Raw genomic sequence first — 20,852 nt, 5'->3', positions numbered from 1 at the left:
GGCCGCGGGCGCCCACGGCCGCCCGGTCCGCCCCCGGGAACGCCGAAGGGCCTGCACCGTGCGCGAAGCGCAGTGCAGGCCCGTGCTGTTCGGCCAGGGCCGCTCAGCGGTGCGTACTACAGGGGGCGAATGTTCTCCGCCTGCGGGCCCTTCTGGCCCTGCGTGACGTCGAACTCGACCTTCTGGCCCTCGAGCAGCTCACGGAAGCCCTGGGCGTTGATGTTCGAGTAGTGGGCGAAGACGTCCGGGCCGCCACCCTCCTGCTCGATGAAGCCGAAGCCCTTCTCCGCGTTGAACCACTTCACAGTGCCATTAGCCATAAAAATTCTCCTTGAAAGGGCAAATCCGGAGCTTCGCACCTCGCGAAGTCCCGCGTCGCCGCGATGAGGCCCACCCGAGGAAAATCCGGGGAAAACAAAAATGCGCCAGCGGTTACAACCGGCAGGCGCACACAGAGTTCATGGGAACCAAAACTGCAACTGACGTCGACTGTAGCAGGTGCGGGCGCGAAACGGGGTCCTTTTCCGGGCGCGTCCGCGGTGTGGCATCCGGCACCGTCCGGCCCGGCCGCGCGCGGCCGGTTCCGAACGCGGGCGCCGCCCGCCCCGGGAGGCGGGCGGCGCCCCTGGACGGGCCCCCGGGCTCAGCCCAGCGGCTTGTCGAGCACCGCCTTGGTGTGGCTGAACGTCGCCAGCGAGTACTCGCCGTGGTAGTTGCCCATGCCGCTCTCCCCGACGCCGCCGAAGGGCAGTTCGGGCACGGCCAGATGGGACACCGGAAGGCCGAAGACCAGGGCACCGGAGGAGGTCTCCTCGGCGAGCCGGCGCTTGGTCGTCTCCGACTCCGTGAAGGCGTAGAGCGCGAGCGGCTTCTCCCGCGCGGTGATGAAGGCGATCGCCGCGTCGAGATCGGCCACCTCCAGCACCGGCAGCACCGGGCCGAAGATCTCCTCGCGCATCACCGGGGCGTCCGGATCCACGTCGGCCAGCACGGTGGGCTCGATGAAGCGGGTGGCCCGGTCGTGGCCGCCGCCGGTGACCACGCGGCCGTCGCCGAGCAGCGCGGCCAGGCGGTCGAAGTGGCGGGTGTTGACGATCCGGCCGTACTCGGGATCAGCCGCCGGGTCCTCGCCGTAGAGCGCGCGGACGGCCTCGGCCAGGTGCCCGGCCAGCGCGGGGCCGGTGCCGCCCACGGCGAGGACGTAGTCGGGGGCCACGCAGGTCTGGCCGGCGTTGAGGAACTTGCCGGCGGCCAGCCGCCGGGCGGTGACCTCCAGGTCGGTGTCCGGGTCGACCACCACCGGGCTCTTGCCGCCGAGTTCCAGGGTCACCGGGGTCAGGTGGCGGGCGGCGGCGGTCATCACGATCCGGCCGACCGCGCCGTTGCCGGTGTAGAAGATGTGGTCGAACCGCTGCTCCAGCAGGGCGGTGGTCTCCGGGACGGCACCCTCGACGACGGCGACGGCCTCCGGGTCGAGGTAGCGCGGGAGCAGCCGGGCCAGCGCGGCGGAGGTGGCGGGGGCCAGCTCGCTGGGCTTCACGAGGACGGCGTTGCCGGCCGCCAGCGCGCCCACCACCGGGGCCAGGGCGAGCTGGAGCGGGTAGTTCCAGGGCGCGATCACCAGCACCACGCCGAGCGGCTCCCGGACCACCCGGGCGGTGGCCGGGCGGAACGCCTCGGGGACGTCGGCCGGCCGCGGGCTCAGCCACTCGTCCAGGTGCCGGACGGTGTGGTCGAGCTCGTTGAGGGTGAAGGCGATCTCCGTGCGGTACGCCTCGGCGGGTCCCTTGCCGAGGTCGGCGTGGAGCGCCGTGAGGAAATCCTCGCTTCGCTCGGTGAGCAGCGCGCGCAGGGCGCCCAGCTGCTCCCGGCGCCAGGCGACCGGGCGGGTCCGGCCGCTCGCGAAGGCGGCGCGCAGCCCGGCGACGACGGTGGCGGGATCGGATTCGGTGATGGCCTTCATGAGAGTACTCCCGACAGGAAATTTTGAAGCGCTTGATAGTTGACAACATCAAGCTTCTGTCGACAGTAGGCCGAGATGGTTGGCAAAGTCAATCATCTCCGGGACCGGCGCGGCCGCCCGGGCGCGCGACGCACCCGGGCGGCCGGTTCCGTGCGGCCGGGCGGCCGCTACTCGACCGTCACGCTCTTCGCCAGGTTGCGCGGCTTGTCGACGTCGCGCTTCAGGGCCACCGCGGCGTAGTAGGCCAGCAGCTGGAGCGGGATGTTGAGGAGCAGCGGGTCCAGCTCCGGCTCGCTCTTGGGCACCAGGACGCAGTGGTCCGCGAGCTTGGCCTCGGGCCGGCGGTGGGCGACGGCCAGCACGCGGCCGGAGCGGGCCTTGATCTCACCGAGGGTGGTGAGGTTCTTGTCGAGCAGCTCGTCGTCCGGAACCAGCGCGACGGTCGGCAGCTCGGGGCTGATCAGCGCGAGCGGGCCGTGCTTCAGCTCGCTGGCGGGGTAGGCCTCGGCGTGGACGTAGGAGATCTCCTTGAGCTTCTGCGCACCCTCGCGGGCCACCGGGAAGCCGCGGACCCGGCCGATGAACATCATGCCTTCGGACTCGGCGTACGCGGCCGCGAGCTCGGCGATCTCCTCGCCCTGCGCGAGGATCTCCCGGATCTGGTCCGGCAGCGCCTTCAGCCCGGCCACGATCCGGCGGCCGTCGGCGGGCGAGAGGTCGTGGATGCGGCCGAAGTGCAGGGCGAGCAGCGCGAAGGCGACCACCGTCGAGGTGAAGGCCTTGGTGGAGGCGACCGAGATCTCCGGTCCGGCGTGCAGGTAGATGCCGCCGTCGCACTCGCGCGCGATGGCGCTGCCGACGGTGTTGACCACGCCGAGCACCCGCCCGCCCTTGCGCTTGATCTCCTGGACGGCGGCGAGCGTGTCGTAGGTCTCGCCGGACTGGCTGACCGCCACGTACAGGGTGTCCGCCTCGATCACCGGGTTGCGGTAGCGGAACTCCGAGGCCGGCTCGCTGTGGGCGGGGATCCGGGACAGCTCCTCGATCAGCTGGGCGCCCATCTCGCCGGCGTAGTAGGCGGAGCCGCAGCCGAGGATCTTGACCCGGCGGATCTCGCGCAGCTCGCGGGCGTCCAGGTTGAGACCGCCGAGGTGGGCGGTGGCGAAGCGCTCGTCGAGCCGGCCGCTGAGGGTGCGCTCCACCGAGCCGGGCTGCTCGTGGATCTCCTTGAGCAGGAAGTGCTCGAAGCCGCCGGTGTCGTAGGAGTCGATCTCCCAGTCGACGGTGGACGGCTGGCGGTGGGTGGTGCGGGCGTCCTCGGTGAAGGTGCGGAAGCCGTCGGCGCGGACGGTGGCCAGCTCGCCGTCCTCCAGGTGGACGACCTGGCGGGTGTAGCGGACGAGGGCGGAGACGTCGGAGGCGGCGAACATCTCCTTCTCGCCGATGCCGAGCACGATCGGGCTGCCGTTGCGGGCGACGACGATCCGGTCGGGCTGCTCCGCGTCGAGCACGGCGATGCCGTAGGTGCCGACCACCTTGGCGAGCGCGGCGCGCACCGCGTCCTCCAGCTCCGCGCCCTCGGCGGCGTGCGCGGCGATCAGGTGGGCGAGCACCTCGGTGTCGGTCTCGGAGCGGAACACCGCGCCGTCGGCGGTCAGCTTGGCCCGCAGCTCGTCGGCGTTCTCGATGATGCCGTTGTGGACGACGGCGATGCGCTCGGCGTTGTCCAGGTGCGGGTGGGCGTTGGCGTCGCTGGGCACGCCGTGGGTCGCCCAGCGGGTGTGCCCGATGCCGGTGGTGCCCTTGAACCGGGCCGGCACGGCGGCGGCGAGGTCGGCGACCCGGCCCTTGACCTTGCGGAGCTTGAGGCCGCCGGTGCGGCCGGTCACGGCCACGCCGGCCGAGTCGTAGCCGCGGTACTCCAGCCGGGCCAGGCCCTCCAGGAGGAAGGGGGTCGCGTCCTTGGGGCCGATGTAGGCCACGATTCCGCACATCTGGGTGGACTCCTTGAACGGGGAGGGCGAGGGGCGACGGCGGTCAGCCGTAGACGATCCGGCGCAGCTGGCGGGCCGAGAGCCCGGGCGCCGCGACGCGCCGGGCGGGCAGCTCCTCGGCCAGCCGGGCGAAGATCTTCTCGTTGGTCAGGCCGCGTGCCTGCAGCTCGCCGTGGCGGCGGCGGACGTACTCCTCGGCCGTCTCGGAGAAGTACGCCAGCACCTCCGCCACCACCCGCGCCGCCTCGCGGGGCCCGAGCGGGCTGGTCCGGGTGAGGTGGGCGAGCAGGTCTTCGTGAGGGTGCGAGGAGCCGGGAGAGCTGGACACGAACGGGGAGCCTAGGCCGGACCGAGCCGCGAGATCAAAGATCCTGCCCGATTTCGGGCAGACCTTACGACATTCGGACCAGGCGGGGCGCCCGAAGCCCCTTCCGCCTCTCAGGTGGCGGCGCGCCACCCCGACCGGCGCCGGCTCGCCACCCGGCCGACACACCCTTGTAGCGACACCACTACGCCCCGTAGCGTGATACTCCGCATACGCATCGGAGATGCGTAGCGGAAGACCGGAGGCTTGCTGATGTGCGGGATCACCGGATGGGTCGACTTCGAGCGCGACCTCACCGCCCAGCGTCCAGTGCTGGACGCGATGACGCGGACCCAGCTCTGCCGCGGCCCGGACGCCGGCGGCGCCCACCTGGAGCGGCACGCCGCGCTCGGCCACCGCCGCCTCGCCGTGATCGACATCGAGGGCGGCACCCAGCCCATGACCGTCGAGCACGACGGCCGCGTACTGGCCGCCCTCACCTACAGCGGCGAGGTCTACAACCACCGCGAGCTGCGCGCCGAGCTGGAGGCGGCCGGCCACCGGTTCCGCACCCGCAGCGACACCGAGGTGGTGCTGCACGCCTACCTGGAGTGGGGCGAGGGCCTGGCCGAGCGGCTGAACGGCATGTTCGCCTTCGCCGTCTGGGACTCCCGCCGCCAGGAGCTGCTGCTGGTCCGCGACCGGATGGGCGTCAAGCCGCTGCACTACTTCCGGACGCCGCACGGCGTGGTCTTCGGCTCCGAGGCCAAGGCCGTGCTGGCGCACCCGGACGTCCGGGCGGTGGTCGACCTGGACGGGCTGCGCGAGATGCTCGCCGTCAGCCGGACCCCCGGCCGCACCGTCTACCGGGGGATCGCCGAGGTGCGGCCCGGCCACGTCGTCCGGGTGCGCAGCCAGGGCGTCACGACCCGGCGGTACTGGGCGCTGGAGGCCCGCGAGCACACCCACAACCTGGAGACCACCGTCGCCACCGTCCGCGCCCTGCTGGAGGACATCGTCCACCGCCAGCTGGAGGCGGACGTCCCGCTCTGCTCGCTGCTCTCCGGCGGGCTCGACTCCAGCGCCGTCACCGCCATCGCCGCCCGGGCGCTGCGGACGGCCGGAGCCGGCCCGGTGCGCTCCTTCGCGGTCGACTTCACCGGCCAGAGCGAGAGCTTCCGGGCCGACGCCGTCCGGTCCACCCCGGACGGCCCTTACGCGCGGATGCTGGCCGGGCACGTCGGCGCCGACCACCACGTCATCGAGCTGGACAGCGCCGCGCTCACCGACCCGGCGCAGCGCTCCGCCGTACTGCGGGCCCGGGACACCCCCGGCGGCTTCGGCGACATGGACGTCTCGCTGCTGCTGCTCTTCCGGGGCGTGCGCGAGAAGTCCACCGTGGCGCTGTCCGGCGAGTCAGCCGACGAGCTGTTCGGCGGCTACCGCTGGTACCACGACCCGAAGCTGGTCGCCGCCGACGACTTCCCGTGGGTGGACGCGGTCACCCAGCTCGGCGGAACCGGCGCCGGCCCCCGCGACCAGCTGCTGGACCGGGGGCTGGCCGAGAAGCTCGACGTGGCCGAGTACCGGCGGGCCCGCTACCGCGAGGCGCTGACCGAAGTCCCCCACCTGCCCGGCGCCGACCCGGTGGAACGCCGGATGCGCGAGATCTCCTACCTCAACCTCACCCGCTTCGTCTGCATCCTGCTGGACCGCAAGGACCGGATGAGCATGGCCAACGGCCTGGAGGTCCGGGTGCCGTTCTGCGACCACCGGCTGGTCCAGTACGTCTTCAACACCCCCTGGGCGATGAAGAGCTTCGACGGCCGGGAGAAGAGCCTGCTGCGGGCCGCCGTCCGCGACCTGCTGCCGGCCGAGATCGCCGACCGGGTGAAGAGCCCGTACCCCGTCGTCCAGGATCCGCACTACCCGGCGCTGCTGCGCGCCGAACTCGCCGAACTCGCCGCCGACCCGGGCGCCCCCGTGCTCGGCCTGCTGGACCGCCGGGCGCTCACCGACGCGCTCGCGCCGGACACCGACCCGCAGTCCGTCCGGCTCGGCGTCGACCTGGCGCTGGACCTCAACGCCTGGCTGACGGGGTACCAGGTCTCCCTGGAACTGTGAGCGGCCGTCACCTCCGGACGGCGGCGTGCCGGGTGCCCGCCGTCCGGGTGGTGACCGCCGGGCATCCCGCTTCGTTGACCGGGTGCGACGTGCGATAGCGTCGCCGACACCTCCCGAATGGCTGCCCAAAACGCGGATTCCCGCCCCCGTGGCGTCAGGATGGGGAGCGAACCGTCCGTCTCGATCCGCCGGGGGATCTCCGCCATGCAGCCGCGAGTCTTCGCGATTCTCACCGCCCTCCTGCTGGGAGTGCTGGGCCTCGGGTCGGTGGCCGTCACCGACTGGACCCCCGCGACGAGCACCTCGGCGACCGCCCCCGGCGCCGCCACCGCGGCCGGCTCCAACGCACCCCCCGTCGGCGGCGCCGCGACGGCCACCCCGACCGGTGACCCGGCGGTCTGGACCCGCTCGACGCTGCGCAACAAGATGATGGCCGAGATGCAGGCGAGCGACCCGGGGGTGGCGCTGGCGGACCTCGACCGGATCACCAAGCAGCTGCCGTACACCGTCCGGTTCTGCCACCCGATCGCGCACGAGCTCGGGCACGAGGCGGTCAAGCGGTACAACGCCGACTTCCAGAAGGTCATCTCCTTCCCCCACGAGACCTGCGCGGCCGGCTACCTGCACGGCGCGGTCGAGGAGATGCTGAACGCCTCCGCCCAGCCCGAGGTGGACCTGCTCAAGCTCTGCGCGCCCAAGAACACCGGCCCCTGCATCCACGGCGTCGGGCACGGCACGATGTTCGTCGCCAAGCAGGACGTGGCCAAGGCCCGCGACCTCTGCAACAAGTTCACCACCGACCAGAACCGGATCCGCTGCTCGGAGGGCCTGTTCATGCAGCTCTTCGGCCCGGACGAGGAGGACGAGAAGGCGAAGGCGAACCTGCCCGCCGACAAGCTCGCGCAGGACCCGCTCTACCCGTGCAAGGACCAGCCGGCCCTCTACCAGTCCGCCTGCTACTTCTACGCGCCGACCTTCTTCCTCTCCTCGCACGACTACCCGAACCACCCCGAGGTCTACGGCGAGGCGCTGAAGTGGTGCCTCAACGGCAAGGCGAGCGGCGGCGCGGTGGACTGCAGCCGGGGCGTCGGCTCGCGGACCATGAAGTACAACCTGGACCGCGAGGACTGGGCCGCCGAGCAGTGCGCGACCGCCGCCGACGGCTGGCAGCGCAAGGCCTGCGCCGAGGGCCTGGTCAGCTACTACACGGTCAACTACACCGACGGCGGCGCGGCCGGCCGGCTCTGCGCCAAGATCACGAACAAGGAGATGCAGGGCTACTGCCGCTCGGCGAGCGGGCTCTCCGCCTCCCTGGACTGACCCCCTCCCCCCAGGACCGGGCCCGCGCCGCACGGCGCGGGCCCGCTTTCGTAGGATCGGGCTGATCCGGGTGCGCCGAGGACGCCGCGCCACCAGGCCCCGTACCACCTGGAGCCCGCCGTGACCTCCGAGGACTTCCGCGCCGCCGCGCACGCCGCCGCCGACCTGGTCAGCGACTACCTCGCCGACCTGCCCGCGCGCCCGGTCTGGCAGCCGATGGACGACAGCGCCCGGCAGGCCCTGCTGGACGCGCCGCTGCCCGCGGCCGGCCGGCCGCTCACCGAGCTGCTCACCGCCATCGACGCGGAGGTGCTGCCGTACCCGATGGGCAACGGCAACCCGCGGTTCTTCGGCTGGGTGAACTCCGCCCCCGCGCCGGCCGGCGTGCTCGCCACCCTCGCCGCGTCCGCCATGAACCCCAGCTCGGCCGGCGGCGACCACGCCGACGTCCACCTGGAGCGGGCCGTGGTCCGCTGGATCGCCGAGCTGGTCGGCTTCCCCCACCCGGCCGGCGGTGGGCTGCTCACCTCGGGCACCTCGATGGCGACCATCGTCTGCCTCGCCGCCGCCCGCGACCGGGCCGCCCGCGCGGCCGGGTGGGACGTCCGCGAGGACGGCCTCGCCGGGCTGCCGCCGCTGGTCGGCTACGTCACCGGCGAGACGCACTCGTGCGTGCGCAAGGCCGCCGAGCTGCTCGGCCTGGGCAGCCGGCACCTGCGCACCGTCGCCACCGGCCCCGACGGCCGGCTCGACCCGGCCGTCCTGCGGGCCGCGATCGAGCGGGACCGGGCCGCCGGACTGCTGCCGTTCCTGGTGGTGGCCTCCGCCGGCACGGTCGGCACCGGCGCCGTGGACGCCTTCGGGCCGATCGCCGACGTCTGCGCCGAGCAGCGCCTCTGGCTGCACGTGGACGGCGCGTACGGGGCCTTCGGCGTGCTGGACCCGCTGATCGCCCACCGCTACGCCGGGCTGGCGCGGGCCGACTCACTCGCCCTCGACCCGCACAAGTGGCTCGGCGTCCCGGTGGACTGCGGCTGCGCGCTGGTGCGCAACACCGAGGAGCTGCGCGCCACCTTCAGCCTGGTGCCGCCCTACCTGCGCGACGAGGCCGCCGGGGCGCTCGGCTGGTTCTCCGAGTACGGCACCGAGCAGACCCGCCCCTTCCGCGCCCTCAAGGTCTGGGCCACCATCGCCCACCGGGGCCGCGACGGCATCGCCCGGGACATCGCCCGGTGCACCGCGCTGGCCCGCCACCTCGGGGAACTCGTCGAGGCGGACGACGAGTTGGAGCTGCTGGCCGAGGTGCAGACCTCGATCGTGGCGTTCCGTCACCGCGCCGCCGGCCTGGACGGCGCCGCGCTGGACGCGCTCAACCGGGAGCTGCCGACTGCGGTGCAGCGGCGCGGCCGGGTCTTCGTCACCGGCGCCCGGCTCGACGGCCACGAGATGCTGCGCGCCTGCCTGTTGAACGCCGCGACCACCGAGGCGGACCTCGCCCTGCTGCTCACCGAGGTGAAGTCGGCCGCGGCCGAACTGCTCGCCGGCGAGCAGCGGTAACCGAGGCCCGGAGACATTTACCGACAGGTCACGGGGGATTCGTGATCGCGAAACACCGGAGCGGCAGATTGATGGCATGGAGCACACGGAGCCTCTGACGACGACCGAATCCACCGACCACTCGCCGGCCCCCTCCCGTGCCCAACGGCGCGGCGCCAGAACCCACCGCTGGCGCCGCGACACCGTGGAGCTGGCCGCGGTCTTCCTCTCGGTGACCGCCGCCGACCTGGTGGCCAAGCTCGTCGTGCACGGCCCGGAGGGCCCGGTGGTGCTCGCCGCCTCGGCGGTGGCCCTGCTCGCCACGGCGCTGTTCCACACCTGGTGGTCACACCGGCACCATCTGCACGGCCCGCCGGCCCCGGACGCGTCGGCGCCCCCGGGTCCGCCCGCGCCGAACGCGGCGGAGGGGCTGAAGGGGCCGCTGGCCGACTTCGAGCAGACCGCGCTCTGGCGGGTCCGCACCACGGTGCAGGACTCCCCCGGCAGTCTGGCCCGGGTCTGCACGGCCTTCGCCGAGCGGCAGGTCAACATCATCTCGATGCAGTCCCACCCGCTGCCGAACGGCACCGTGGACGAGTTCTTCGTCCGGGCGCCGCACGCCCTCACCCGGACCGACCTGGCCGCGCTGGTGGCGTCGGCCGGCGGGCACGACATCTGGACCGACCCGGCCGACGCGCACGACCTGGTGGACGTGCCCACCCACGTCCTGGCACTGGCGACCCGCACCGCGCTGGACGCCGCCGAGCTGCCGATCGCGCTGCGCCGGCTGTTCGGGCAGTGCGCCATCCGGCAGTACCCGGGCGCGGCCCGGCGCGGCGGCGCCGGGGTGGACGGGCACCTGATGCGGCTGCCGGTGCCCTCCGGCGACCTCATCGAGCTCAGCCGCCCGCACCTGCCGTTCACCCCGACCGAGTTCGCCCGGGCCCAGGCCCTGGTCGAGCTGGACACCCTGCTCGGCCCCCGGGTGCCGGACGTCCGGGCCCGGCTGCGGCTGCCCGCCGGGGCGGACCTGACCGTGCGGCGCGCGGACGAGGGCGACCGGGAGGCGGCGCTGGCGATGCACGGGCGCTGCTCCCCGGAGACCCTGCGCCGGCGCTACCACGGCCCGGTCCGGGACGCCGACCGCTATCTGGACCACCTGCTGGACGCCCGGCACGGCCAGACCCTCACGGTCGAGGCCCCCGACGGGCGGATCGTCGCCCTCGGGCACCTGATGTGGGACGACGGCAGCGCCGAGGTCGCGGTGCTGGTCGAGGACGACTGGCAGCGGCGCGGGCTGGGGCTCGACCTGATGCGGCGGATGGCCGCGCTGGCGCTGGAGGCCGGGGTGGAGACGGTCTACGCCGTCACCCACTCCTCCAACACCGGGCTGATCGCCACCATGCGCAAGCTGGCCGCGCCACTGGACTACCAGGTCGAGGAGGGCACCCTGGTGATCACCGCGCACCTGGCGGAGGCCGCCGAGGAGCTGCCCGTGCCCTGGCCCACCCGGCCGGGCAGGTAGTCCGGTCTTCACCGGATCCTCACCGCGGGCCTCGGCACGCACACCGGTCCGGGTGGCGATCACGCCGCCCGGACCGTCGCGCGCCCGGCCCGGACCGGCGCCGCCGGGCCGCTCGGCGGGCCCTTCGCAGGCGCGCGCCGGGGGAACCGACCGGCCCGGCCGAGGCGTCCCCCGTAGGGCAAGGCCCCTCCGTACACCGCCCGTTCTGACGCCACGTCAGAGCGGCGCCGACGAGGCAGCCGGCGCCGTCGCAGCAGGCGGCGCGGGGTCCGGAGCGTCGAGCCGGGCGGCGGAGTCGGTAGGCTGGCCCCGTCCCCGCCGCCCGACGGCCCGTTATCCGGCCCCGGGCGGTGCCGCAGCAAGGAGGAACCACTGAGCATGGCAGGCACCGAATCGGAGCCCACAGGCGCACGCGACGCCTCGCTGCCCGCCCGCGCCAAGATCGCGGTCACGGCCGGCAAGGTGGCCGCCGCCCTGTCCCAGAAGGCGGGCCGAGGCAGCGGCTCGGTGATCGGCGGCAAGATCGCCCTGAGGCTCGACCCCGACCTGCTCGCCACCCTCGCCGACCACCTGGACGTCGTGCTGGTCAGTGCCACCAACGGCAAGACCACGACCACCCGGCTGATCGCCGAGGCGCTGCGCGCCGCCGGCCCGGTGGTCTCCAACGCCCTGGGCGCCAACATGCCGGCCGGCATCACCTCCGCCCTGGCCGGCGGCACGGACGCCCGCTTCGGCGTCATCGAGGTGGACGAGAAGTACCTGGCCGGAGTGGCCCGTGACACCCACCCCAAGGCGATCGCCCTGCTCAACCTCTCGCGCGACCAGCTGGACCGCGCCGCCGAGACCCGGATGATGGCCGAGAAGTGGCGTGAGGGCCTCCAGGACACCGAGGCCGTGGTCATCGCCAACGCCGACGACCCGCTGGTGACCTGGGCCGCCTCCTCCTGCAAGAAGGTGGTCTGGGTGGCCGCCGGACAGGCCTGGAAGGAGGACGCCTGGTCCTGCCCCGCCTGCGGCGGCGTGATGCAGCGCCCCGGCGACGACTGGTTCTGCCAGGACTGCGGCTTCCGGCGCCCCAACCCGCACTGGGCGCTCCAGGGCACCCACGTGATCGACCCGCAGCGCGGCGCCTGGCCGATCCAGCTCCAGCTGCCCGGCCGCGCCAACCTGGCCAACGCCACCAGCTCCGCCGCCGTGGCCGCCGTCTTCGGCGTCCCGCCGCAGGTCGCACTGGAGCGGATGCAGTCGGTGACGGCCGTGGCCGGCCGCTACGACGTGGTCCAGTACCAGGGCCGGGACATCAGGCTGCTGCTCGCCAAGAACCCGGCCGGCTGGCTGGAGACCTTCTCGCTGATCGACGGCCCGCCGGCGCCGGTGATCCTCTCCGTCAACGCGCTCGACGCCGACGGAACCGACACCTCGTGGCTCTGGGACGTCGACTACGAGCGCCTCGCCGGGCACCCGGTCTTCGTGATGGGCCAGCGCAAGCTGGACCTCGCCGTCCGCCTGGAGGTCGCCGGGCTGCAGTTCCACGTGGTGGACTCGCTGGAGCAGGCCGTCCGGATGGCCCCGCCCGGCCGGATCGAGGCGATCGCCAACTACACCGCCTTCCAGCAGCTGCGGAAGGTCGTGGCCGGCTGATGCCCGGCCCAGCAGCCCACTTCACGACGGAAGGCCTTCGAGGATGAGTGAGAGCAGCCTGCGCGTGGTCTGGGTCTACCCCGACCTGCTCAGCACCTACGGCGACCGGGGCAACGCCCTGGTCGTGGAGCGCCGGGCCCGCCAGCGCCACCTCAACGTGACCAGGATCGACGTCCGCTCCGACCAGGCGGTGCCCACCAGCGGTGACATCTACCTGATCGGCGGCGGTGAGGACCGGCCGCAGCGGCTGGCCGCCGAGCGCCTGCGGGGCGACAGCGGGCTGGTCCGGGCCGCCGAGAACGGCGCGATCATCTTCGCCGTCTGCGCCGGCTACCAGATCCTCGGCCACGAGTTCGTCAACGACCTCGGCGAGCGCGAGCCGGGCCTCGGCCTGCTCGACGTCTGGACCACCCGCGGCGAGGGCGCCCGCTGCGTCGGCGACGTGCTCGCCGACGTCGACCCGCGCCTGGCCCTGCCGCAGCTGACCGGTTTCGAGAACCACCAGGGCATCACGCACCTCGGCCAGGGCGTCCAGCCGCTGGCCACCGTCACCGCGGGCCGGGGCAACGGCACCGGTGACGGCACCGAGGGCGCCTGGCGGGACACCGTCTTCGGGACGTACCTGCACGGCCCCGTGATGGCCCGCAATCCCGCGGTCGCGGACATGCTGATCAAGCTGGCGCTGGACGTGAACGCCCTGCCGCCGGCCGACACCACCTGGTACGACGCGCTGCGCGCCGAGCGCATCGCGGCCACTTCGCGCCCCGCGTAGTACGCCGGCCCGCTCCGACCGGGTGCCCGCGATGCGGTCATCCGGTCCACGGGCGGGCCCGGACGTACGACAATGGGGATGCCGGCTGCACACCCTCCTCGGCAGCAGGCTGCACTTCCGCGCGGGGGCGCCGACGGCGCCGCTCCCGCGTCGGCTCCTGCCCGGCCGGACGCAGGGGTCGTATGCTCGACTGCACGGTCGTTTTCGGGCGTTCTGTCCGGATCGACCGGTCCTTCACCCCTCGGTCATCTCCCCGCCATCACGGTGTGGGAACCGACCGCTACGGTGACGGTTCGTCGTCCCAGCCTGTAGTCCGGCCGTTCCTCGGTTCTGCTCGGGAGTTGCAAAGCAATGCGTATTGGAGTGCTGACCAGCGGCGGTGACTGCCCCGGCCTGAATGCGGTGATCCGCTCCGTGGTCCACCGGGGGGTGGTCGACCACGGCGACGAGATCATCGGGTTCGAGGACGGCTGGCGAGGTTTCCTGGAGGGCGTCCACCGCCCCCTGACCCTGGACTCGGTGAGCGGCATCCTCGCCCAGGGCGGCACCATCCTCGGCTCCTCGCGAGTGCAGCCGAGCCATCTGCGGGACGGCGTCGAGCGCGCCAAGCGGTACTGCGCCGACCTCGGTCTGGACGCGGTCATCCCGATCGGCGGCGAGGGCACCCTCAAGGCCGCCAAGCTGATGAGCGACGCCGGTCTGCCGATCGTCGGCGTGCCGAAGACCATCGACAACGACATCGCGTGCACCGATGTCACCTTCGGCTTCGACACCGCGGTCTCGGTCGCCACCGACGCGCTGGACCGGCTGAAGACCACGGCCGAGTCGCACCAGCGGGTCATGGTCGTCGAGGTCATGGGCCGGCACACCGGCTGGATCGCGCTCAACGCGGGCATGGCCGCCGGCGCCCACGCGATCGTCGTCCCGGAGCGCCCGTTCCACATCGACAAGCTCACGGCCGTCGTCCGCGAGCGCTTCGACCGGCAGAAGAAGTTCGCGATCGTGGTCTGCGCCGAGGGCGCCAAGCCCGAGCCCGGCACCATGCACTGGGAAGAGGGCAGCAAGGACATCTACGGCCACGAGCGGTTCACCGGCATCGCCACCCAGCTCTCCCGGGAGCTGGAGCACCGGCTCGGCAAGGAGGCCCGCCCGGTGATCCTCGGCCACACCCAGCGCGGCGGCACCCCGACCGCGTACGACCGGGTGCTGGCCACCCGGTTCGGCTGGCACGCCGTGGAGGCCGTCCACAAGGGCGCCTTCGGCCACATCACCGCACTGCAGGGCACCAACATCAACCTGGTGCCGATCGGCGAGGCCGTCGCCGAGCTCAAGACCGTGCCGCAGGAGCGTTACCTGGAGGCGGAGACGGTCATCTGACCAGACCCGACCGCGGCCGCCGGCCCCCGAGCAACCGCTCGGGGGCCGGCGCCGTCTCGTGCGGGCGTCAGGTCGGCGCGCGGCCGATCAGAAGCCGGTGTCGTAGGTGTAGCGGGCGGTGTGGTCGAGCATGTCCGCCGGGGTCACGTTGTTCCACGGCTTCATGGTCTCGGCGAGGTCGACCACGTTCGCCGTGCCGGCCGCCGGCAGGTAGGTGGACGACGGGTGGAGCTTCTGCCACTCCGACCAGAGCTTGTCGATGAAACAGTGGTGCAGCCAGAACACCGGGTCGTTGGGCGACATGCCGGTGGTCATGTGACCGCCGACCCAGACGTGCACCCGGTTGTGCAGGTTGACCCCGCGCCAGCCCTCCAGGTTGTTGCGGAAGCCGTCCGAGGCGCTGTTCCACGGCGCGGCGTCGTACGCGGCGATCGCCAGCACACCGGTGGCCTCGGCGCGGGTCGGCAGCTGGGCGACCGAGGCGCCGAACTGGCGCCGCAGGAAGGTGCGGCTGTCCGGCCGCACGTTCAGCGCCCAGTTGCCGCCGGAGAAGGCGAACGGCCCGGTGGTCACCTGGCCGTCGCTGCTGCGGCCGTTGCCGCCCATGAAGTCGGCGCCCCAGATCGAGGCGGTGGTGGTGCGGTCCGCCGTCCAGTCCCAGTACGGGAGGGTGACGGTCGGGTCGATCGCCTGCAGGGCCTCCTCGAACTGGAGCAGGAAGCGCCGGTGCCAGGGCAGGAAGGACGGCGAACGGTGGCCGACCCGCTCGCCGTTGTCGGTGTCGCTGATGATGAAGTTGTTGTGGGTCGTGACGAAGGAGTCGTAACCGCCGTTGCGCTTGAGTTCGAGCACGGCGTTGACGAAGGCGCGCTTCTCCTGGGCCGTCAGGGTCGCCTGGTTCTTGCGGACTGCCATGAGTCCCCCCTTGGGTGTGAAGTGGTGTTCCTGGTCCGGGTGTTCGGACTCGGTGCTCAGACCGTCGCGATCGGCACGAGCGTGGCGCCCTGCAGCTCGCTGACGGCCGCGCGGGCGAGCGCGCGCGGCGTGGCGAAGGTCTGGTAGTGGTTGACGACGCTGATCCAGGTGCCGTCCGCGTTGCGCATCATGTGCAGCTCGTCGCCGTCGATCCGCACCGAGTAGCCGGCGCCGCCGTGGTGGTGGCTGCTGCCGTCGGTGACCGGGCGGCCCTGGATGCGACGGCCCTGGAAGACCTCGTCGAAGGTGTCGGACGCCCCCGGGTCGGCCGCCGTCGCCGACTTGCTGGTCGGACCGGCGACGCCGAGCACGACGGTGCCGGCGGCCGCGGTCAGGGCCACGGCGGCCCCCTGCAGCATCCGCCGCCGGGTCAGCTCCGAGGCATGGGTGTCTTCGGACATGGTGGTACCCCCCTTGGGCACCCCGTCTGGTGTTGGGGCGCCGTTCAGAAAAGCTTGCAGAAACGTTAATGCGAGGCGATTTCATGATCGTGCTCGCTGTTTCGATGCTCGCAGGGCAACTCGACCTAGTGAACTGCCGATCGGCGGGGGTACGTACGGTTGGCGCGGATTCAGCCATCCCCCGGCTGCCCACGCCTCGGACGCCCCAGGAAGATCTCCCGTTTCTCCACTGAATGATCGTCAGACCCGGATCGATCTTCACGCTGTGCAGATCCCGCACCGAAAATCCTTCGCCCCCGACCCTTCCCCGGTGACCCGCACCACCCGGCCAGGATGGCGCGATGGGACGGCCTCCCTCCGGCCGTCGGTGGCCGAACCCCGGTGCCAACGGCCACAACTGTCGATTCGTCCGGTGGGCGCGACGCCCCCGACGCGTCGGGGGCGTCGGAGCAGGACGGCTCGGTAGCGTGACGGGATGGAGATCCTCGCCTACGGCGTCCAACAAGATGAGCGGCCCCTGCTGGAGAAGGCCTTCGCCGAGCGCCACGCGCTGCGCAGCCTGGCGGTCTTCCTCGACCGCGACACCGCCCCGCTGGCGGCCGGGCACCGCGCGGTCAGCAGCAGCGTCAACGACGTCCTGGACGCCCGGACGCTCGGCCTGCTCGCATCCGGCGGCACCGAGCTGATCGCGCAGCGCTCCACCGGCTTCAACAACATCGACCTGGACGCCGCCGCCGAGCTCGGCCTCACCGTCGCCCGGGTCTCGTACTACAGCCCGTACGCCGTCGCCGAACACGCCTGGGCGCTGGCGCTCGCGGTGAACCGGCGGCTCACCCGGGCCACCAACCGCTCCCGCGAGTTCGACTTCCGGCTGGACGGGCTGCTCGGCCGCGACATCCACGGGATGACGGTCGGCGTGCTCGGCACCGGCAAGATCGGCGAGTGCTTCGCCCGGATCGCCCACGGCTTCGGCACCGAGCTGCTCGGCTGGGACATCGCGGAAAACCCCGCATGCACCGCGCTCGGCATGACCTACGTGGACCGCGCCGAACTGCTCGCCCGCAGCGACCTGATCAGCCTGCACGTCCCGCTGGTCCCGAGCACCCACCACGTGATCGACGGCGCGGCGCTCGCCCTGATGAAGGACGACGCGATCCTGATCAACTCCAGCCGCGGCGGCCTCGTCGACACCACCGCCCTGGTCGAGACGCTGCGCGCCGGCCGGCTGTCCGGCGTCGGTCTGGACGTCTACGAGGAGGAGACCGGCGTCTTCTTCTACGACCGCTCGGTCGAGGGCGTCAGCGACGACACGCTCGCCCGGCTGGTCACCTTCCCGCAGGTCCTGATCACCTCCCACCAGGCCTACTTCACGCACACCGCCGTCGGCCAGATCATCGAGGCGACGGTCCGCAACGTCGACGACTTCGAAGCCGGCCGGCGCAGCGAGAACACCCTGGTACCGGGGAACTGACCCCGGGGTGCCCGGCGGGGGCCCGGTTTGCGGTCCTTCGGCCCGGGGAGGTCCGGGCACGCGATGCCGTCGCCGTCCCGGTCGAGTGCGTTCGGTCGAGCGTGTCCGCCCGCAGGACGGCCTGCGCCTGGATCCTGAACGCGTCGCAGCCGACGACATGACCCTGGTGCACGTACGGGGCGCCGTCGACGGTGTGCTCCGGGGGCCACCCGCCGAGGAGCCCGCCCACCGCCCGGCCCCGCCCCGTCCGGGGCGGGGCCGACCACCCTCCGGGACGCCCAGGGGAACGGAATGGACCTGGGGGAGGAATTCGCGGCAGAATGTGGTCTAGACCTCTACGTCGCTCTCCAGAAATGGCTATCCGTATGGAAATCGTGATCGTGCCCGACGCTGCCGCCGGAGGCAGCCTCATCGCCGCGGCGATCGCCGATCTGCTGACCGACAAGCCCGACGCCCTGCTCGGGGTGGCAACCGGCTCCACCCCGACGCCGATCTACCAGGCCCTGGCCGCCCGCGTGCAGGCCGGGACCCTGGACGCCTCCCGCGCACGCGTCTGCCAGCTGGACGAGTACGTCGGCCTCCCGGCCGGCCACCCCGAGTCGTACCGCTCGGTGGTCCTGCGCGAGGTCGTCGGGCCGCTCGGCCTGACCGAGGCGTCCTTCCTCGGGCCGGACGGCAACGCGCCGGACATCGCCGCGGCCGCGGCGGCGTACGACCGCGCGCTCGCCGAGGCCGGCGGGGTCGACCTCCAGCTGCTCGGCATCGGCACCGACGGCCACATCGGCTTCAACGAGCCGTGCTCCTCGCTCGCCTCGCGCACCCGCATCAAGACGCTGACCCGGCAGACCCGCGAGGACAACGCCCGGTTCTTCGACAGCCTCGACGAAGTCCCGCACCACGTGCTCACCCAGGGCATCGGCACCATCCTGGAGGCCCGCCACCTGGTGCTGCTCGCCACCGGTGAGGCCAAGGCCGAGGCCGTCGCCCTCGCGGTGGAGGGCCCGCTGTCCGCGATGGTGCCCGCCTCGGCCCTGCAGCTGCACCCGCACGCCACCGTCGTCGTCGACGAGGCGGCCGCCTCCGGCCTCAAGCTCGCCGACTACTTCCGCGACACCTACGCCGCCAAGCCCGCCTGGCAGGGCCTCTGACACGAGGCCGGGGCCACCCGGTGGAACCGGAGCCCCGCCGCCGAGGACCCGTCACCACCCGCGGTGACGGGTCCTCGGCGTTCCCCCGCGCCGCCGCGCCCGACACGGCGCGGCTCGTCAGCGGGACCGTCCGGCGGTCCTGGGCGGGCGGCCCGCGGAGCCCCCGAACGGGCCTCCACCGCACGGGCCCTGGGCCGAACGGGTGGGCGGCAGGCTGTGCGCGTGGGTCATCCGTGCACCAACCGTGTCGCCATGGGTAACTGTGCGCGTGCTCTCGGCTACCGGGCCCGCCGGGCGGGCGGGTGACCGAGGCGCCCCCACTCCCCCTCCCGAACGGAACCACGCATGCGCAGTCCCGCTCTCGCCGCCTTCACCATGGCGGTCGCGCTCCCCCTGACCGGCCTGGCCGCCACCGGCACCGCCGTCGCGCAGTCGTCCCCCTCCCAGCGGGTGCCGATCAACGAGTGCGAAGGCGTCCCGAAGGTCTACGACACCGGCGCGGACCAGTACCTCTGCACCCGGCGGGAGCTCGGCCCGGTCACCCTGCCGACGAGCCCGGTGCTGAAGGCGCTGCTGAAGGACTACGACCGGCTGGGCGGGGTGACGCCGGCCCGGTTCCTGGACTGGTACCGGGACTGGCGGGGCTGGAAGTACCCGGACCACAACGGCTTCACCGCCAACGGCGGCAACCTCGACATGACCGAGGTGACCCTGCCGACGGGCAAGAAGCTCGACCGCTTCGGCAGCAACGACCGCGGCAGGTTCCTGGCCCCCGGCGGCACGCGGTTCGCCGAGCGCGCCCTCCCGCCGGACTCCCTCAACGGGGGCGAGGCCAACTACCACTGCTTCGAGGTGCGGAAGGCGTTCAAAGTCCAGCAGGGCCACATCGCGGGCGCCTTCTCGCAGCCCGGCAACGGCCTCCAGCAGTGGCTCGACCCGGACCTCAAGCCGAACGACCCCACCCTGACGACCTTCGACGTGAGCGGCCTGATCACGGCGGGCTACCTGAAGGAGCACACGGACAAGAGCTACTGCCTGAAGGGGAACAGCGGGTCCTGACACCCGCCCGGACGGACGGAAGGGGCGGCGCGCGGACGGCGACCGGCGCGCCGCCCCTTCCCGCGCCGCCGCCCCGCGGACGGGGGGCGGGGGAAGCGGCGGAGTAAGGCCCGCCTAGGCTGTGGAGGCAAGCAAAACGGGCGAACCGGACCCACCCAGGGTCGTGACGAGGGAAAGCGGGACCCGCCGATGGGCGACGGAATGTCAGGGATGCACCACCACGGCGGAATGACCGAGCTGGGCCCCTTCTCCCTCTCCAACGTCATGACCTGGTCTCCCGACTGGGTCTTCCTGATCGGCAGCCTGGCCGGCCTGGCGCTGTACGGCGCCGGCGTCGTCCGGCTGTACCGGCGCGGCGACCGCTGGCCGATCGGCCGGTCGGTCGGCTGGGCGGCGGGCATCGGCTCGGTGATCCTGGTCACCTGCACCGGGCTGAACGACTACGGCATGGTGCTCTTCAGCGCGCACATGATGCAGCACATGGTGCTCTCGATGCTGTCGCCGATCCTGCTGCTGCTCGGCGCGCCCATCACGCTGGCGCTGCGGGCGCTGCGCCCGGCCGGCAAGGGCCGGCCGCGCGGGCCGCGCGAGCTGCTGGTGGCCCTGCTGCACAGCACCTACGTCAAGGTCGTCTCGCACCCGGGCTTCACCATCCCGCTGTTCATCGCGAGCCTCTACGGGGTCTACTTCACCCCGCTGTTCGACTTCCTCATGCAGTACCGGCTCGGGCACATCTTCATGATGGTGCACTTCCTCGCCGCCGGGCTGGCGTTCTTCTGGCCGATCATGGGCGTGGACCCGGGCCCGCACCGGCCTGGCCACGTGATGCGGATCATCGAGCTGTTCATGGGGATGCCGTTCCACGCCTTCTTCGGCGTCGCGGTGATGATGGCCAGCCACCCGCTGGTGACCACCTTCACCGAGGAGGGAGCGCCTCCGGGGACGAAGCTGCTGGACGACCAGAAGCTGGCCGGTGGCATCACCTGGGCGTTCGGCGAGATCCCGACCGCGATCGTGCTGATCGCGCTGGTCTACCAGTGGATGCGGTCCGAGCAGCGGGTGTCCCGCCGCCGCGACCGCGCCGAGGACCGCAGCGGGGACGCCGAGCTGGCCGCGTACAACGCCTACCTGGCCTCGCTGGACAAGCGCGGCCAGCGGGCCGCCCCGGCACCGGCGGCCGACGCGGGCTGACCGGCCGCGCCGGCACCGCCCCCGACACCGTGACGAAGCCCCCGCCCCACC

The 20,852-nt window shown here is 72.7% G+C and carries 17 protein-coding genes; 11 read left to right on the top strand and 6 right to left on the bottom strand.

The features are described 5' to 3' along the window. Positions 1 to 116 precede the first annotated feature (116 nt). From OG618_RS31675 to OG618_RS31660, 4 genes are all read right to left on the bottom strand, one after another. Positions 117 to 320 (bottom strand): cold-shock protein, encoded by a 204-nt coding sequence (locus tag OG618_RS31675; RefSeq protein ID WP_042388274.1) that lies wholly within the window; start codon positions 318 to 320, stop codon positions 117 to 119. 323 nt (positions 321 to 643) lie between these two features. Further along, positions 644 to 1,963, bottom strand: a complete 1,320-nt coding sequence (locus OG618_RS31670) for an aldehyde dehydrogenase family protein (protein WP_329491016.1) — start codon at positions 1,961 to 1,963, stop codon at positions 644 to 646. 167 nt (positions 1,964 to 2,130) lie between these two features. Further along, a complete protein-coding gene (glmS, locus tag OG618_RS31665) occupies positions 2,131 to 3,957 on the bottom strand; it encodes a glutamine--fructose-6-phosphate transaminase (isomerizing) (protein WP_329491015.1) in 1,827 nt (608 codons plus the stop codon). A 43-nt stretch (positions 3,958 to 4,000) separates the two neighbouring features. Continuing rightward, complete coding sequence (locus tag OG618_RS31660) at positions 4,001 to 4,285, bottom strand: hypothetical protein (RefSeq protein ID WP_329491014.1); 285 nt, start codon at positions 4,283 to 4,285, stop codon at positions 4,001 to 4,003. Between the two features lie 249 nt (positions 4,286 to 4,534). Between OG618_RS31660 and asnB the strand changes: the two genes are divergently transcribed. From asnB to OG618_RS31625, 7 genes are all read left to right on the top strand, one after another. Then, positions 4,535 to 6,385: an asparagine synthase (glutamine-hydrolyzing) gene (gene asnB, locus OG618_RS31655; RefSeq protein ID WP_329491013.1), complete on the top strand. Its 1,851-nt coding sequence runs from the start codon at positions 4,535 to 4,537 to the stop codon at positions 6,383 to 6,385. Positions 6,386 to 6,589: 204 nt separating this feature from the next. Further along, positions 6,590 to 7,705, top strand: coding sequence for a hypothetical protein (locus OG618_RS31650; RefSeq protein ID WP_329491012.1), 1,116 nt, complete (start codon positions 6,590 to 6,592; stop codon positions 7,703 to 7,705). A 120-nt stretch (positions 7,706 to 7,825) separates the two neighbouring features. Next, positions 7,826 to 9,262, top strand: coding sequence for a pyridoxal phosphate-dependent decarboxylase family protein (locus tag OG618_RS31645; protein ID WP_329491011.1), 1,437 nt, complete (start codon positions 7,826 to 7,828; stop codon positions 9,260 to 9,262). A 76-nt stretch (positions 9,263 to 9,338) separates the two neighbouring features. Continuing rightward, positions 9,339 to 10,766, top strand: a complete 1,428-nt coding sequence (locus OG618_RS31640) for a GNAT family N-acetyltransferase (protein ID WP_329491010.1) — start codon at positions 9,339 to 9,341, stop codon at positions 10,764 to 10,766. Positions 10,767 to 11,144: 378 nt separating this feature from the next. Then, positions 11,145 to 12,407, top strand: coding sequence for a MurT ligase domain-containing protein (locus tag OG618_RS31635; RefSeq protein WP_329491009.1), 1,263 nt, complete (start codon positions 11,145 to 11,147; stop codon positions 12,405 to 12,407). A gap of 43 nt (positions 12,408 to 12,450) precedes the next feature. Beyond that, entirely contained in the window at positions 12,451 to 13,179 is a 729-nt protein-coding gene (locus tag OG618_RS31630) for a type 1 glutamine amidotransferase (RefSeq protein ID WP_329491008.1), read from the top strand. Positions 13,180 to 13,530: 351 nt separating this feature from the next. Further along, on the top strand, positions 13,531 to 14,556 hold the full coding sequence (locus tag OG618_RS31625) for a 6-phosphofructokinase (RefSeq protein ID WP_329491007.1): 1,026 nt from the start codon (positions 13,531 to 13,533) through the stop codon (positions 14,554 to 14,556). A gap of 87 nt (positions 14,557 to 14,643) precedes the next feature. On the opposite strand, the gene melC2 is transcribed toward OG618_RS31625, so the two are convergent. Both melC2 and melC1 read right to left on the bottom strand, forming a co-directional pair. Further along, a complete protein-coding gene (gene melC2, locus OG618_RS31620; RefSeq protein WP_329491005.1) occupies positions 14,644 to 15,471 on the bottom strand; it encodes a tyrosinase MelC2 in 828 nt (275 codons plus the stop codon). Between the two features lie 56 nt (positions 15,472 to 15,527). Then, on the bottom strand, positions 15,528 to 15,932 hold the full coding sequence (gene melC1 / locus OG618_RS31615) for an apotyrosinase chaperone MelC1 (RefSeq protein ID WP_329491003.1): 405 nt from the start codon (positions 15,930 to 15,932) through the stop codon (positions 15,528 to 15,530). 475 nt (positions 15,933 to 16,407) lie between these two features. Between melC1 and OG618_RS31610 the strand changes: the two genes are divergently transcribed. From OG618_RS31610 to OG618_RS31595, 4 genes are all read left to right on the top strand, one after another. Further along, positions 16,408 to 17,403 (top strand): 2-hydroxyacid dehydrogenase, encoded by a 996-nt coding sequence (locus OG618_RS31610; RefSeq protein ID WP_329491002.1) that lies wholly within the window; start codon positions 16,408 to 16,410, stop codon positions 17,401 to 17,403. A 365-nt stretch (positions 17,404 to 17,768) separates the two neighbouring features. Further along, positions 17,769 to 18,551, top strand: coding sequence for a glucosamine-6-phosphate deaminase (gene nagB, locus OG618_RS31605; RefSeq protein ID WP_329491001.1), 783 nt, complete (start codon positions 17,769 to 17,771; stop codon positions 18,549 to 18,551). A gap of 345 nt (positions 18,552 to 18,896) precedes the next feature. Next, positions 18,897 to 19,610: a TNT domain-containing protein gene (locus OG618_RS31600; protein ID WP_329491000.1), complete on the top strand. Its 714-nt coding sequence runs from the start codon at positions 18,897 to 18,899 to the stop codon at positions 19,608 to 19,610. A gap of 210 nt (positions 19,611 to 19,820) precedes the next feature. Continuing rightward, positions 19,821 to 20,801, top strand: a complete 981-nt coding sequence (locus OG618_RS31595) for a cytochrome c oxidase assembly protein (RefSeq protein ID WP_329492364.1) — start codon at positions 19,821 to 19,823, stop codon at positions 20,799 to 20,801. The last annotated feature ends 51 nt before the right edge of the window (positions 20,802 to 20,852 follow it).

Origin of the sequence: Kitasatospora sp. NBC_01246, assembly GCF_036226505.1 — a bacterium.
In the GTDB taxonomy this organism is placed as follows: domain Bacteria; phylum Actinomycetota; class Actinomycetes; order Streptomycetales; family Streptomycetaceae; genus Kitasatospora.
This window is presented reverse-complemented; position numbering and strand designations above follow the sequence as displayed.